Origin of the sequence: Rhizobium sp. FKL33 (assembly GCF_005222915.1) — a bacterium.
Lineage (GTDB): Bacteria > Pseudomonadota > Alphaproteobacteria > Rhizobiales > Rhizobiaceae > Rhizobium_E.
This window is the reverse complement of record NZ_STFX01000035.1, coordinates 1-15,974: the sequence shown is the minus strand read 5'-3', so window position 1 is coordinate 15,974 and position 15,974 is coordinate 1. Positions and strand designations below refer to the sequence as shown.

The following is a 15,974-nucleotide window of genomic DNA, read 5'->3' as shown; positions in this document are numbered from 1 at the left end:
GGACGCGGATTGCCTTCGGCATTCCCTCTACGTGCATATAGCGGCCGTCGATGATGACGCGAGGCCTATACTTGTATTGATAGCGGTAGTAATATTGATCTCGTCGCCAGACTGTTCCGTTGTCTAGGACGCAGACTCATAAGTTGGACGTGATCCATATCCTCGCGGCAACGATCTTGAGGGCGGCGAGATAGTTATCGGCCCGTCGGTCATATCGGGTCGCCAGGCCACGCATCTGCTTGATACGATTGAAGAATCGCTCCACCAAATTGCGCTGGCGATAGACCCATCTGCTGAAACTGAAGCTCTGCTTGCGATTAATCTTTGAGGGAATGTTGGCCCAGGAGTTTCTCTCCGTGACGAAGTTTCTGATGGCATCGGTGTCATAGGCCTTGTCGGCAAGCAGTGTGTAGCCTGGGCGCAGACCGGAAAGCAGCTTTTCGGCCACGGGCGCATCCGCAGCCTGACCCGCGGTTAACTCCAACTGGATCGGTCGGCCTTCGGCATCGACCAGCGCGTGGATTTTCGTTGTCAGGCCGCCGCGGGAACGTCCCATGCAAGGATCGGCAGGCCCCCCTTTTTTGCGTTGCCGCCATGCTGATGGACGCGGACGCAAGAGGAATCGATCATGACGATGTCGCCGTCGTAACGCCTTGAAACCGCCTCGAGAAGGCGATCCCAGACGCCGGCCCTGCGCCATCTCGAAAAGCGGTTGTAGAGCGTGGTGCGCGGCCCGTAGCGCTCAGGCACATCGCTCCAAGCCGAGCCGGTGCGGAACCGCCACAGGATGCCGTTGATGACGCGACGGTCATCGACACGCTTCACGCCCCTGACGTCATTCGGCAAAAGCGGGGCGATCACCGCCCATTCTTCATCGCTCAATTCATGACGGCGCATGGCAATCTCCTTTCAGGGAGATTGAATCACAGCGACGCCAAAACTTGAACCCTGTTTATGGGGATGCGTCCTAGGCGAACGCCCGTATCTCCGCGCCAACCAGTCCAATTGCCTTCTATCCGGGATTGCATAGCCAGGCTCCTAATCTATCCGTCGTACACGGATGCCGCGGCTCATGCCTTCAACATGCATGGTATTACCCATGACAATGACGGTTGGGCGGTAGGCATAGTGATACTCGTAATGATACTCTTCCTGACGCCATACAGAGCCATCGGTTAATGTAACGATGGTGTCGCCACCCCAGCCTGTCCACTCATTCTCAACCTGACTTCGCATCTGGAACTCCTGTTTTCCTCAAGCCTTGAGTTGAGCCTCAAACGCCTTTGCCAACCAGCGCTCTCTGATTGGCAAAGGCGGTTTTGGCAGTTGAAATCACCGTTCTTTACCGGCGATCTCAGCGTCGCAGATGAGGATGTCAAAATCTGTCATGCAGAGCGTCAAATGATGAATTGCGCGTTTTTTTCGAAAAAGAGAGGACTTGCGGCTCTAGCCGTTAGCGTAAGGCGTCTGGTTGGCGGCTGCTTTAGATGTGGTCACTTCCGTGGTTAAGGAGGGTGCGCCCCGCTGACACTATTTGTTCCGGCACTGCCGGCTGATGAAGTCTGGAGCTCGTTCCGGCAAGCGGAAATGATTTCCGCGGCTACTGCCTCATAGCTCGTCGGTGCTGCTGCCATAACCGGGCTCAAATAGACGCCTGTGATACTTCTCAGCATAGGGGTTCGTCATCCCTGCGATAAAGTCGCAAATGACACGGGCAGAAGTCAGGCGTTGTGGTTCCTCAAGATCTCGCTACTTGCCATTCGCCTTGCTGATCAATTGGCTCAGGCCGCTTGCCGCCTGTTCAAAAAGCTGCGGACCAATTAGTTGCACAGGGCGTTCATCGAACGCGGAAAACAAGTTGTCGATCACCTTTTCGCCTTTGAATTCGAGTGTCTGCACCTCGCGGCGGCTAACCAGGCTCTTGAACGTGATTTCCTTCGACAGGTGCTTCAACAGGCGCGAGATCTCTGGAGAGACTTTTGCCTGAAGATCCAAGAAGCCCGACCTGAACTCGTTCAGACGCTCTACCTGCACGGCAACAACGAAAAACCCCACCATCAACGAGATCGCGTGTTTGCGTTCGCACGCGTCATCCGAGAAGAGTTTATCGAGGATCTCGTTGATCGGGACGTTTCGAATCTGGTGAATGCCGGCTTCTGTGAAGCCGTCGAGCAGGTCGTGCCCTATGTCTGATCGCTTGAGAATGCTACGACCAACTCCGTCTTCGAGGTCGTGCACCCCGTATGCGATGTCGTCTGCAAGTTCCATGATCGAGCAATCAAAGCTCTTGTGGATTGGCTTGGCGTCGACACCCAGGGTGGTGAATTTCTCCGCATCTGCAGCGTCGAAGCATCTCAAGGCCTGCCGGATGAGCGGCAGGTCATCGTCATAGAAGCATTTTGGTGGCTTATTGTCGGTGTCTTTGATTGTGTATCGGCCGTACTCAACAGGATATTTGAGAACGCCTAGCAGAAGCCGTCTCGACGGCTGAGTTCCCGCTCCTCTGTAGTACTTTTCAAGCTTGGTCAGGATTCTGATCGTCTGGGCATTCCCTTCGAAGCCGCCATGGTGGCGCATGTTTCTGAAGAGTGCCCGTTCGCCGCCGTGTCCATAAGGTGGATGCCCAAGGTCGTGAGCGTAGCATATCGCCTCAATCAACTCAGGAGGCGGCAAGTATTCTGCATAGGGAAAGTTTTTTCGTCTTGCCAGATTCCATACGATCCCCCGTCCGATCTGCCCGACTTCTAGCGAATGCGTTAGTCGCGTGCGGTGAAAATCGCCTTCCCCGGTGCCCATGACTTGGGTCTTCGTTTGCAGGCGCCGAAATGATGCAGAGTGGATAATCCGCCCATTCGACCAGTTTCGAACTGACACATTCGGGGCCTTTTACAAGCTGATCGCAGATTGTGTTTTTACAGCCTACTGTTTATCGTGGAATAGTTGTTGTCGTTCAGGTAGTTGGGTATCTCGATGAAAGCCTTTGATTTTGATCACCAATTGATATCTGCCTATGAGCACTTTTCGCGTTCATTCAGCACAATTCGAGCATCTGATCTAAAATCTGAGATAGACGCGCAGTACGACGCCGGAAAGTTCTGGCCTGATGCTCTCCTATCGCTCAACCCGCGCTTTATGGGAGGCCCGACGGTCGATGAACTCGTCGCAACTGGTGACCTCGATGAGGGCACGGGCAAAGTATTCCGGTTCGGAGCGACACCACTTCGTTTGCATCGCCACCAAGCCGAAGCGATCGCGAAAGCGAAACAGGGGAAGAGCTACGTTGTCACGACTGGCACGGGTTCGGGAAAATCTTTGTGTTTTTTTGTGCCGGTTGTCGACGCAATAATCCGAGCGCGGCGCGCAGGAAAGTCGCGGAGAACAGCGGCAATCATCGTTTACCCGATGAACGCACTGGCCAACAGCCAAATGAAGGAGATCGACAAGTTCATCGCCGGTTCCGGTTTGCCCGATGAGCTCAAGCCGGTGGTAAAGCGCTACACTGGTCAGGAAAGCCACGAAGAACGCGAGCGGATCGCTGCCAATCCACCCGATGTTCTCTTGACGAACTACATGATGGCAGAATTGCTTCTGACGCGTCAGGACGACCTAGACTCGAAGGTCGTCTCGAACGCTTCCGGTCTCGAGTTCATTATCCTCGACGAACTCCATACCTACCGAGGGCGTCAAGGCGCCGATGTCGCCGTGCTGGTGCGGCGCCTGCGGGACAGGTGCTCGCCTGGCAAGGCGCCAATCTGCATTGGGACGTCGGCAACGATGGCCTCAGAGGGATCGGATGAGAGCCGCGCACTTGCTGTCGCGAAGGTAGCATCGCGTCTGTTTGGGACCAAAATTGGCCCGGATGCAGTCATCGACGAATCCCTACAGCGCGCGACAGATGACGCCTTGAAGACCGAGCACGTCGTTGGCGCTTTGAAGACAGTTCTGACGCAGCCTTTGCCGGACGCGCTCGATGACGAAACTCTGAAGCGCCATCCGCTCTCGGTGTGGGCCGAACTCGAGCTCGGATTGGACGATGGGCTTGAGCTTCACAGGAAGAAGCCGATCCCTTTTGAAGAGGCGGTCGCGAAGCTTTCTTTGGCCAGTACGATCGATGCTAAAACCTGCGGAGATTATCTCGAAAAATTCCTGACCCGGGTAAGCCTTCCGGAGCATGAGCGCGGCGGCACGAAGGACGGTGCCTTTCTCGCTTTCAAACTCCACCGTTTCATCTCCGGTGCCGGTGAAGTCTTTACGACGCTTACGGCTAGGCCGCGTCGGATTCTTCTGGAAGGGCAGCTTGAGGATCCCGAAGCCCCTGGCAACCGCCTTTACCCCACGCGGTTCTGCCGAAACTGTGGTCAAGAATACCATGTCGTGACCAAGGTGGACGATGATGGGAGCTTGCGTTTTCTGCCTAGAAGCATCGACGACGCGCCGCTCGACACTGAGGAAGACGAGGTCGCAGGGTATCTATGTCCGGTGACGCCCGACGATACTGACTTTCAGTTCACAGGCGAGCTTGAGGGTTACCCCGAAAGCTGGCGAGAAGAGAAAAACGGCATTGAACGCCTGAGAGGGTATCGCAAGAAGCGTATGCCGGTGTCCAACGTCGTGGGCGCCGATGGTCGCCACGGAGCGGGCGGAAGCGATTTCTGGTTTATCCCGGGAAAGTTCGCATTCTGCCTGTGCTGCCACGACGAACCGTCGCAGGGGATGCGTGAGCGCAGTAAGTTGGCCGGTCTGTCCGGCGAAGGACGAAGCTCAGCAACAACCTTGCTCGTAGCCAGCGCGCTGGAATGGATGAACAAACCTGGCAGCGGCGTACCCGAGACGAAGCGGAAGCTTTTGGGGTTCACGGATAACCGTCAGGATGCAGCCCTGCAGTCTGGCCATTTCAATGACTTCCTTTTCGTAAGCCTGTTGCGCGGAGCAATCCTTCGTGCGGTAATTTCTGCTGGCACAGGTGGGCTCGCGGAAGACGAGTTTGGCCTACAGGTGGTGAAAGCGCTCGGCTTTACTGCCGCCAACAAAGTGGCGCGCCAGCATTGGCTTCTGGACGCGAATGCTGGTGCTATCATCCGTGAAGATGCCCAGCGGTCGCTCGCGAAGGTTCTTGCCCATCGTGTCTGGACGGACCTGCGTCGCGGTTGGCGCTTCACCAACCCCAGCTTGTCTGTCCTGAACCTGATCGACGTGAATTTCCTCGGGCTTGATCAAATCTGTGAAGATCGCGAGCGCTTGATATCCATCCATCCAGCACTGGGTGATCTTGCAGTTAAAGAGCGTCAGGACATTCTCAAGAAAATTTTGTCGGCGATGCTCGAGGGGCTGGCTGTTCAGACTGAGGATCTGGATTTGACCGTTCTCGACGGGGTGGCGCAGAAATCCCGGAATTTGCTTCAATCCCCTTGGGCCATTGACCAAAAGGAAAACCCGCGCGTGCGGTCCTCACTTGTCCTGCGTGGGGGCAGCAAGAACGTTGTCACGTTGCGTGAAGAACAAATGCTACTTCGGGCAGGTACCAATTCGAGGATCGCCCGACTCATCAACCGGAAGTCCGTTCTTGGTACAAAGCTTAACAACTATGAATACTACGAGTTCATGGAAGGGATGCTTGCCTTCCTCGGCGACGAAGGGCTGCTGGTGCCCGTCGAACTTGACAGCGATGTGACGGGCTGGCGCCTGTCACCATCTGCGGTTCGGCTTGTACCGGGGCCGGCCCTTGATGATGAGACCTACCGCGGCAACCGTTATTTCCACGACCTTTACACCGCGATCGCCAGTGACCTTGGCAACGGTCGCAGTTCCTACTGGGGGCTAGAGGGACGCGAGCACACTGCTCAGGTTTCGCAAAAGCAGCGTGAATGGCGTGAATGGCGGTTCCGTTTCGAGCAGGACGATATGGACCATCTCGCGACCTCGGAGTACCGAACGGAAATTCGGGCAACCGGCGAGTCAGATCGGTTCCTACCCGCTCTGTTCTGTTCTCCGACCATGGAACTAGGCGTTGATATTTCTGCCTTGAACGCCGTCTACCTGCGCAACGTACCACCTACGCCAGCCAATTACGCTCAACGCGCTGGACGTGCCGGTCGATCGGGTCAGGCCGCAGTCGTGGTGACCTACTGCGCCTCGGGGTCTCCGCATGACCAGTATTTTTTCGAACGGCGTAACGATATGGTGGCCGGTGTCGTGCGGCCGCCAGCGCTCGACATAACCAATGAAGAGCTGATCCGATCGCACTTGCATGCCGTGTGGCTCGCAGAAGCGAAACTGGCGCTTTCTCCCGACATCCCAGACATTCTGGACCTTCACGGGGATAAGTTCCCGCTTAAGGAAGCCGTTCTGGCAGTCATTTCGAAACCGGCTCTCGTCTCGCAGGCACGGGGACCGATGGCGCGTGTGTTGAAGCAGATTCTGGCGTCCGACGGAGAGCAAACCCCGATTTGGATGGACGATCCTGACGAGTTCGTTCTTTACACGGCCATGAATGCCCCCAAGGAATTTGACCGTGCCTTCGACCGTTGGCGCGAGCTTTATAGCTCTGCCAGGACGCAATTGGCCGAGGCGAATAAGCGATCGGAGATTACGGGGCTCTCGGGAGCCGACCGGCGCAAGATCAAGGCTGCGCAAATGCAGGCCCAGGATCAGATCGCTATACTCGAACAAGGCAAAGCCTCGAATGGTTCCGATTTCTATTCGTATCGGTATCTGGCAACAGAGGGCTTCCTGCCCGGGTATAACTTCCCGCGTCTGCCACTCTATGCGTTTGTTCCTGGCGAAGGTAAGACAGGCTCATTCCTGTCCAGAGCTCGCTTCCTGGCCATTTCCGAATTCGGCCCGCGCAGTCTGATCTATCATGAGGGCCGCGCCTACCGGGTCATGAAAGCCAAACTGCCGCCCGAGGTGCGTCAGGGCGACGGGTCGGAATTGGCGACCAAGGATATCTATATCTGCTCGAACTGTGGCGCATCGCATGAGGGCGAAGTGGAGCGTTGCCATGGATGTGACGGGCACATGGCTGGAGAAGTCCCCATCAAGAAGACTCTGCGTATCGACAATGTCGAAGCGGCGCCGACCGAGCGCATCACAGCGAACGATGAAGAAAGAGTTCGACAGGGATTTGATATCCAGACCGTGTTCTCCTGGCCGAAGAAGGATGGTCAGACCCAGGTGACCAACGCCAAGTTCGTCTGCGAAGAAACGGCGCTCCTGTCACTTCAATACGCCAACAGCGCCGAAATCAGCCGCTTGAACAAGGGCCTGAAGCGTCGGAGAAATCAAACCGTTTTTGGCTTTCACATCGATCCTAGGTCCGGCTACTGGGCTAAGTCCGACGACGAGGATAGTGATACGGATGTTCCGCCTGACGTGGTGAAGCCGGTCCGCATAGTGCCAATTGTGCGCGACCGAAAGAATGCTTTGTTGTTCCGCTTCGAAAAGCCAGAACAACACGATCCGCAAACGATTGCTACGCTTCAACATGCGTTATTGCGTGGGATCGAGGTGGTATTTCAGTTAGAGGAAGGTGAAATTCTGAGTGAGCCGTTGCCCGCGAGAGATAACAGGCGAGCAATTCTAACCTATGAAGCGACCGAAGGGGGAGCTGGCGTACTTACGCGCCTGATGGACGACGGAAAAGCAATAAATGAGGTCGCCAAGACAGCCCTCAGCTTGATGCATTTCGAAAATGTAGATGCTGCGATCGCCGCGGGGGATGCAGATCTACTGCAGGAGAAGGAGGATGGAAGCTGCGTGCGTGGCTGCTATCGCTGCCTTCTGTCCTACTTCAATCAGCCAGACCACGAGCTGATCAATCGCGCGAGCCCAGAAGTTGCGCAATTCCTGATCGATCTGAGCCGCGGACAGATTTCCCGAGCAGCAAAGTCAGCGCCAGACGCGTTGGGAACGCCTTGGCTTGAGGCATTCAGCGCCGCAGGCATTCCCCCCGTCGATACGATGCCCGCACGTTTCGGAGGCATTGAGTTCGAATTCGCATGGCGTGCTAGTATGGTCGCAGCGACGACCAAAGAAGTGCCAGGGGAAGCAGAGGCGGATGCGATGAGCAAAGGCTGGGTTGTAGTCAATTTGGCCGAATCTCCCTCCGAAGGTCTGCCGGAAGCTTTCATGAAAAATTTTGCAGGTTGATATGACATTGAATTTTACGCCTGGCGACCTGGTCAAAGCACGTGGCCGAGAATGGGTAGCTTTGCCAACTCCCGGGGAGGGGCTCCTTGCTCTACGTCCTCTCTCTGGGAACGAAAACGACATCGTTATTCTCGCGCCGGATCTCGAGTTGACGCCTGTCGAACCTGCTCGCTTCGGTTTGCCGCAAGATGCGCGGCCGACAGTCCAGTCGAAGGCCGCACTCCTTGCAGATTCGCTCCGGTTGACCCTTCGTCGCGGCGCAGGCCCTTTCAGGTCGGCCGCTCAGCTCGCTTTTGAGCCGCGTAGCTACCAGCTTGTCCCACTGTTGATGGCCTTGCGTCTCCAGGTGCCCCGGCTCCTGATCGCCGACGACGTCGGCATCGGCAAGACGATTGAAGCCGGCTTGATTCTTCGCGAACTCATGGATCGTGGTGAAGTCGACGCATTCTCTGTGTTATGCCCCCCTCATCTTGTTGATCAGTGGATCATCGAGCTGAAGGATAGGTTCGGAATCGAAGCTGTTGCCGTCACGTCCGGAACGGCTGCGCGCCTGGAGCGAAATCTACCGTTGGCGCAGACCTTGTTCGACGCTTACCCATTCACCGTCGTCAGCCTCGATTACATCAAGGCCGAGAAGCGTCGCGATGGTTTTGCCAGGGCATGCCCGGACTTCGTGATCGTTGATGAAGCCCATGCCTGCGTCGGTACGCATAAAGGACGGCAGCAGCGCTTCGACTTGCTACAGGGTCTCTCACGCGATCCGGAGCGTCGGCTGGTCTTGCTGACAGCGACACCGCATTCCGGGGATGAAGAAGCGTTCGCCCGACTTCTGTCGCTGATCGACCGGGAGTTCGGTACTGTTAACTTCGACGACTCCAAGTACAGAGAGCGCCTATCGAGACACTTCGTTCAGCGGCGACGCGTCGATCTCGTCGAGGGGGCATGGGACGAAAACCGCGCTTTCCCCAAGCACGAGACCACAGAATACTCGTACCGTCTGAACGATGAGCATCGGGCATTTCATGAGGCCGTGCTCGAGTATTGCTTCTCAGTCGTTTCTAGGGCGGGAGACGCACAGAAGGATCGACGTCTGGCATTCTGGGGTACGCTGGCGCTGATGCGTTGTGTGGGGTCATCTCCTGCCGCGGCAATGAGCGCGCTGAGAAATCGGGCGTCGAATGAAGATGACCGCCTTGAGCCGCAGATCTATGACGAGGATGGTGACGATGAAGACGCTGTCGATATCGAGCCGAACACGATCTTCTCCAGCGACCCCGCGCTGCAAGCGCTGCTTGATAAGGCAAGCACACTGGTTTCAGCAGATGATCCTAAGCTGAACGCCCTCATCAAGGCCCTCAAACCTTTGATCAAGGAAGGTGCCAAACCTGTCGTTTTCTGCCGCTACCTCGCAACGGCGGAACATGTGAAGGAGGGGCTTCGTAAGGCCTTCCCGAAGTTGAACGTGCAGGCGGTAACAGGAGAACTCACGCCAGACGAACGCCGCGATCGCGTTGCGGAAATGGCCGCCGCGAATGCGGACGCCGATGAACAGCGTATTCTAGTCGCGACTGATTGCTTATCGGAGGGTATCAACCTTCAGCAACTATTCGACACCGTGATCCATTACGATCTCTCCTGGAACCCGACACGCCATCAACAGCGTGAAGGGCGTGTGGATCGCTTCGGCCAGCCTGCCGAACTCGTGCGATCTATCATGATGTTCTCGCCCGACAGTGCGATCGACGGCGCCGTTCTCGACGTGATTCTCCGCAAAGCAGAGGAAATCCGCAAAGCGACGGGTGTCACTGTTCCTCTTCCTGACGAGCGCGGGCCGGTCACCGATGCACTGATGGCTGCGATGCTGCTCCGCCGCAGTGGCGGTGGCCAGCAGCAGCTCACTCTCGATTTGCAATTGACCAACGGTGTCCAAGTCATGGAGACCCGGTGGCGCGATGCCAGTGAAAATGAAAAGCGATCGCGTGCTCGATTTGCCCAGAATGCCATGAAGCCGAGCGAAGTGGCCCCCGAATGGGAGAAGGTCAAATCGCTACTCGGCTCGCCGGAAGAGACGCTTCAATTTGTCGAGCGCGCCATGTCGCGCTTCGGCGTCCCGCTGGAAAAGAAAAAGTCATTGCAGGTCGCGCATGTGCATGCTCTTCAGCCCAGCTTGAAGGAAAAGCTGGAGCAGCGGGGTCTCAAGGGATCTCTCAAGCTCGCTTTGCAGGAGCCAGCGCCGTCAGGGACATCGCTTCTCACCAGAACACATCCGTTGACGTCCTCCCTGGCGGAAACTCTCCTTGAGGCCTCGTTGGATAGTGAAGCGCTTCCGGACCTCGGCATCGGTCGTGTCGGCGCCTGGCCGAGTGCCGCGGTAACCCGCATGACCCGAGTTGCGCTCCTACGCATTCGTTACAAGCTGACGGTTCATGCAAGGCGCGAGCGCCTGTTGCTTGCGGAAGAAGCCGCACTTGTTGCCCTCGAAGGCCACACCGTCATTGCTTCCGGCAGCGCTGCGCGAGAATTGCTCGCCTCTCCTGCGACCGTGGATCTCGCAACTGTTGCCCGCGATCGCATAATCGACACGGCACGCGCGGCTCTGCCGGAACTCCTCGAGGGTCCGATTGCAGAGTTTGCGCGCAAGCGTGCGGCCGTATTGGTAGAAGACCATGCGCGTCTCCGTGCCGCCGCTGGATCGGCATCTCGTGTTAGTGTCGAACCCGTCATTCCCCCAGATGTCATCGGCCTCTTTGTGCTCGTTCCGGGGGAGGTGTAATCATGGCGCGCAAGACCATCACCGATATGTCGGCTTGGCCATCGTTGAGCTTGGAAGGCAATCTGATCGCGCCTGCAATGATCGCCAAGATCGATCAGCGCCAGGCGGCGGAGCAGGCGCCCGAGGACTACGCTGTTCGGAAAGGGCTGCAAATCCGCGAGGAAATCGCGACGGCTTTTCGCGTAGGGCAATCGCATTTTGATGCCTTCGTAAAGATCGAGCATCCATCTGCGGCAGCGACCACACGCTTCATTTCCGGTCTGTTCAAGGAAACCTTCGGCTACAACGATCTAACTGCGGCATCCGCTGCGATTGCGCTATCGGTGTCTGGGCGCGTGCCGATCGTGGTTGTGCCGCCACAGGAGCAGATCGATCGCCGCAGTCCGACGCTCTCGACAGACCGCTCTCGTTCTCCGGCCTTCGCCCTTCAGGATTATCTGAACGACCGCGACGATGCTCTCTGGGGTATTGTCACCAACGGCGCACAGTTGCGCCTGATGCGTGACAACGCCTCGCTGACAAGACCTGCCTACATCGAGGCCGATCTCGCCCAGATGTTCGCAAATGAGGATATAGCCTCCTTCGCGGTGCTCTGGCTTTTGATCCACCGCTCCCGTTTCGGCGCAGCAGAGACCCCCGCCACCGATTGCGCTCTTGAGCGTTGGCGTGACGCCGGCTCCAAAGAAGGCGAAGCCGCGCGTGATCGATTGGCAGATCAGGTTAAGGATGCCCTAAAGCTGCTCGGCTCCGGCTTCCTTGAAGCCAACCCTGAACTTGCTGCCAAACTGCACTCCGGAGACGTGAACCTCACCGAGTGGTTCAACGAACTCCTGCGCCTCGTCTACCGCCTGATCTTCCTCATGGTCGCCGAAGACCGCAACCTGCTTCATCCGGACAAAGCAAAGCCAGAGGCGCGCACCCTTTACGCGGAAGGTTATTCGCTCCAGTCACTGCGCAAGCAATGCTATCGTGCGGCCACCTGGGACAAGCACCATGACCGCTACGAAGGTATGAAGGTTGTCTTCCGCGCGCTCACGCAGGGCCAACCCGTCCTTGCGCTGCCCGCCCTCGGCGGTCTCTTTGCCGAGGACAGGCTGCCACACCTCGAAACCGCCCGTTTGCGCAACCGCGCCTTCATGGAGGCGCTCTACCGCCTCTCCTGGCTCGCCGACAAGAATGGTATGGTCCCGGTCAACTGGCGTGCGATGGAAACCGAAGAACTGGGCTCGGTCTACGAATCTCTCCTCGAACTCCAACCCCAGCTCGGCGACGACGGCAAGACGCTCGTCTTCGCCTCCGAGGCGGCCGAACAGAAGGGTAACCAGCGCAAGACCACAGGCTCCTACTATACGCCCGACAGCCTCGTGCAGGCGCTGCTCGATACGGCACTCGACCCCGTGCTCGACAAGACTCAGGCCGAGGCGGACGATCCCGCCAAGGCGCTACTAAAGCTCTCGGTCATCGACCCCGCCTGCGGCTCGGGTCACTTTCTGCTGGCCGCCGCCCGCCGCATCGCCACGCGGCTTGCGCGCATCCGGGCCGAGGGCACGCCCTCGCTCGCCGACTTCCGCCATGCGCTGCGCGATGTCGCGCGCTGCTGCATCCACGGGGTGGACCGCAACCCGATGGCGGTGGAGCTGACCAAGGTCGCGCTCTGGATAGAGACAGTGGACCCGGGTCTGCCCCTCGGCTTCTTCGATGCGCAGATCCGCTGCGGCGATGCGCTGCTGGGGGTCTTTGACCTGCAGGTGCTGCAGGACGGCATCCCCGATGCCGCCTTCAAGCCGCTGATCGGCGACGACAAGGATATCGCCAGCATCTACCGCAAAATCAACGCGGCGGCACAGAAAGGCCAGGGCGGGTTTGACTTCGGCGGAGGGCTGAACAAGCTCCCTGAAACAAAACCAATGGCGGTGGATTTCTCGGGGTTCCGCGATCTTCCTGAAGAGACGCTGGAAGATGTCAGCGCAAAGGCTGCGCGGTTCAAAGAACTTCGCAAGAAGCAGGAGTTCGTCCGCGCCCGCGCTGCATGTGACCTCTTCATCACGGCATTTCTTCTGCCCAAGACAGGCGCAGCGCCGACAGGCCCATCAGAGCGCACAGTGCCGACTACCGAAGAAGTTTGGATGGCCCTCAATCAGGGCAAAATCCGGAATGCAATGCTGGATGCTCCGAAAGCTGCTCGTGCGGCTCGGGCCTTCCACTGGCCCTTGGAATTTCCTGATATCATGCAGCGTGGAGGCTTTGACGTCGTCCTCGGCAACCCGCCATGGGAGCGCGTCAAGCTTCAGGAGCAAGAGTTCTTTGCCCTTCGCGACGCCGAAATCGCCACGGCGAAGAATGCAGCAGCCCGTAAGAAACTCATCGACCAGCTCGACGAGACGAACCCGCGCCTTGCGAAGGATTGGCAGGATGCATTGCGGACGGCTGCGACCGAAAGCCACTTCATGCGCGCATCCGGACGCTTCCCGCTCGGCGGGGTCGGCGACGTGAATACATATGCTATTTTTGCCGATCTCGCTTGGGCAGCTCTCCATCCCAGGGGGCGTGCAGGGATCATCATTCCCAACGGTCTGGTGGTCGGGTTCACCTACAGAGAGTTCCTCCGCCGCCTTTTGTCCGAAAAGTCGCTGGTTTCATTCTATGGGTTCGAGAACGAAGACAAGATTTTCAAGGACGTACACAACGAGACAAAGTTCGGCTTACTCACCATTGGCGGAGCCCAAGCTAACATCGAGCAGCCCTGGTTCACGGCACATATCCGTCAGCCGTCGGAGATTGCCGATCCAGAGAAGCGCTACGCGCTGACTGTTGACGAAATCAGGGCCATCAATCCAAACACCCTGAACCTACCGGCCTTCCGGTGGTCGCGCGACGCCAAAGTCACGGCGGCGATCCACATGGCGGCGCCGATCCTGATCGAAAAACAGGACGCGACGATCACACAAAATGAATGGCAAGTCAGCTTCCAACGCATGTTTGATATGGCCAACGACTCCGGCCATTTTATCGATCACGATGACGTGTCGCAGTTGATTGAAAAGCGCGCGGGTGCACTCGCCATCTTGAATGATGGGCGTCGTCTCTATCCGCTCTATGAAGGAAAGATGTATTGGCACTTCGATCATCGCTATGGAACGTACGAAGATCAAACTGAGAAGCAGTCAAATAAAGGTGTGTTGCCAAGGGTGCCAGATGAAAAGCACCAGGACCCTGCATATCAGATTCAGCCACGTTATTGGGTCGACGCCGAGCTGACAGAACGGTCGCTCGGCACCGAAGCCGTGCGCGGTTGGTTCTTTTCTTGGCGGGATGTCGGGATTTCAGAGCGAACCCTTATTGGCACCATTATCCCGCGCGTAGCGGCCGGCGATAAGGCGCCGCTTCTCTTCTCTGGATCATCATCTGAATTTTATGCTGGTTTGGCTGCGACCCTTAGTTCACTTGTGGTCGACTATGCGATCCGCCAGCGGGCAATGAACATCAAGTTTTTTGTTCTAGAGCAGGCACCAGTCCTTTTGCCCTCCCAACTGGCTCACGAGGTACCTTGGCTTGGTGCAACTGCGATAGAGTGGCTGAAGTCGCGTTTAATTGAGCTTTGGTTCACAAGTTTTGAATTGCAGGCGTTCGCGCGCGATCTTGAATTTGAGGGTGGCCCATTTGTTTGGAATAACGACCGCCGCGTTGCAATCCAGGCTGAAATCGACGCTGCGATGCTCCACCTTTACGGGCTAAGCCGCGAACAGTCGGAGTGGGTACTCAACTCCTTCACCGTCCTCCGGAAATACGAGGAACGTGACCATGGCGAATTCCAGACCAAGCGGCTCGTGCTAGCCGTATATGACGCTATGGCAGAAGCAAAGGAGGCTGGCACCGCATACGTTTCCCCGCTTTCGCCGCCGCCTGCCGACCCAAGCCTGTGCCATCCGATAAAGGCCTCGGAGGCAGTAAAATGATAACTGTTGTCGAATATGCCGCGACTTACTCTCTTCTAACCGTAGTCCGCAAAGATGGAGAATACCGCACCCGCCGCCTCGTCCTTGAAGCCTGGGACCGTATGGAAGCCAACGGCGAATTTTCGGCGATGGGGATGTGAGCGATGCCCGCCCTTGATGCCTCTCTGATGGAGCGGGCAGTCCCGCATTTTTGTGATGCGTTTGTGACCTTCGACAACGAAGATCGTGACCTCGTCACGACCGCACAGGCAATTACCTCAGCCGCAAAGATGGCAGGCTTTTCGAAGCGTGGGCGTCGACGGATACTGGAGTATCTGTACGGTTTCATCGATACAATGGCAGAGCGGGGAATTGATCCCTTCCGGGCGGGTAAGCAGGTAGACGAGCCTGATGCGCTTTTCTCCATGAAACGCCTGGGCGGCCTTTTCGATGTAGAGCATACGGTTCAGCAACCCTTGCAGAGCGAGTTGTTCGAGCCGAAGGAGGAAGAAAAGACAACCGAGCGTGCCCTGATCGACCAGTTGATCGCGGCGACCAGGCTCTATGATAGCAGCGAGGCAATCCAGGAACTGCTCGATTTCACAGCCCGCCTCCGGGAATTCGCACCTTTCAACGCGATGCTACTGCATATCCAGAAGCCGGGCCTGACCCACGCGGCAACCGCCCATGATTGGTGGCATCGCTTCGGTCGAGTGGACTTGCATCGGAAAAGTGGAGAGGTTTTCTTGAGTTGAAAGGAAACCGGAATGCCGAAGCAGAAGAATTTTACCAAAGAATTTGAGACTGAGGCGGTGCGGCTGGCGCAGACGAGCGGTCGCACGCAGCGTGAGATTGCCCAGGATCTGGGTATCGGCCTGTCGACGCTGGTGCGCTGGATAGGTCGGAGCCGTGACCGGGCGATGGATTCACCGACAGGGTCTATGGCCAGCGAGGATATGGCTGCCGAGTTGAAACGGTTACGTCGAGAGAACGAAATCCTGCGGCAGGAGCGCGAGATACTGAAGCGTGCAGCAAGTTTTTTCGCCAAGGAGGGAAGTCGATGAAGTTCCGTTTCATCGATCAGGCGAAAGAAGAATTCCCCGCACACCGTCTCTGCA

Annotated in this window: 7 protein-coding genes and 2 pseudogenes; 6 read left to right on the top strand and 3 right to left on the bottom strand. The window is 57.2% G+C overall.

Annotated elements, in window-relative coordinates; genetic code table 11:
* Positions 1–136: 136 nt before the first annotated feature.
* From E8Q41_RS20415 to dgt, 3 genes and pseudogenes are all read right to left on the bottom strand, one after another.
* Positions 137–897, bottom strand: a pseudogene (locus E8Q41_RS20415) (IS5 family transposase).
* 141 nt (positions 898–1,038) lie between these two features.
* On the bottom strand, positions 1,039–1,236 hold the full coding sequence (locus tag E8Q41_RS20410) for a hypothetical protein (protein WP_137157414.1): 198 nt from the start codon (positions 1,234–1,236) through the stop codon (positions 1,039–1,041).
* 513 nt (positions 1,237–1,749) lie between these two features.
* Positions 1,750–2,874, bottom strand: a complete 1,125-nt coding sequence (gene dgt / locus E8Q41_RS20400) for a dGTP triphosphohydrolase (protein WP_137157413.1) — start codon at positions 2,872–2,874, stop codon at positions 1,750–1,752.
* 96 nt (positions 2,875–2,970) lie between these two features.
* On the opposite strand from dgt, the gene E8Q41_RS20395 reads away from it, so the two are divergent.
* From E8Q41_RS20395 to E8Q41_RS20375, 6 genes and pseudogenes are all read left to right on the top strand, one after another.
* On the top strand, positions 2,971–8,148 hold the full coding sequence (locus E8Q41_RS20395) for a DEAD/DEAH box helicase (RefSeq protein WP_137157412.1): 5,178 nt from the start codon (positions 2,971–2,973) through the stop codon (positions 8,146–8,148).
* Position 8,149: 1 nt separating this feature from the next.
* Positions 8,150–10,921, top strand: a complete 2,772-nt coding sequence (locus tag E8Q41_RS20390; protein ID WP_137157411.1) for a DEAD/DEAH box helicase — start codon at positions 8,150–8,152, stop codon at positions 10,919–10,921.
* A gap of 2 nt (positions 10,922–10,923) precedes the next feature.
* On the top strand, positions 10,924–14,877 hold the full coding sequence (locus tag E8Q41_RS20385) for an N-6 DNA methylase (protein ID WP_137157410.1): 3,954 nt from the start codon (positions 10,924–10,926) through the stop codon (positions 14,875–14,877).
* A complete protein-coding gene (locus tag E8Q41_RS25645) occupies positions 14,874–15,017 on the top strand; it encodes a hypothetical protein (RefSeq protein WP_170976555.1) in 144 nt (47 codons plus the stop codon). Before E8Q41_RS20385 ends, E8Q41_RS25645 begins: the two co-directional genes overlap by 4 nt.
* A 3-nt stretch (positions 15,018–15,020) precedes the next feature.
* Positions 15,021–15,611, top strand: coding sequence for a hypothetical protein (locus E8Q41_RS20380; protein ID WP_137157409.1), 591 nt, complete (start codon positions 15,021–15,023; stop codon positions 15,609–15,611).
* 12 nt (positions 15,612–15,623) lie between these two features.
* Positions 15,624–15,974, top strand: a pseudogene (locus E8Q41_RS20375) (transposase); the annotation flags it as partial.

What these genes read in the sequence shown, in the direction of transcription:
- E8Q41_RS20410 (WP_137157414.1), bottom strand. Translation starts at nt 1,236, where the DNA reads ATGCGAAGTCAGGTTGAGAATGAGTGGACAGGCTGGGGTGGCGACACC.
- E8Q41_RS20395 (WP_137157412.1), top strand. Translation starts at nt 2,971, where the DNA reads ATGAAAGCCTTTGATTTTGATCACCAATTGATATCTGCCTATGAGCAC.
- E8Q41_RS20390 (WP_137157411.1), top strand. Translation starts at nt 8,150, where the DNA reads ATGACATTGAATTTTACGCCTGGCGACCTGGTCAAAGCACGTGGCCGA.
- E8Q41_RS20385 (WP_137157410.1), top strand. Translation starts at nt 10,924, where the DNA reads ATGGCGCGCAAGACCATCACCGATATGTCGGCTTGGCCATCGTTGAGC.
- E8Q41_RS25645 (WP_170976555.1), top strand. Translation starts at nt 14,874, where the DNA reads ATGATAACTGTTGTCGAATATGCCGCGACTTACTCTCTTCTAACCGTA.
- E8Q41_RS20380 (WP_137157409.1), top strand. Translation starts at nt 15,021, where the DNA reads ATGCCCGCCCTTGATGCCTCTCTGATGGAGCGGGCAGTCCCGCATTTT.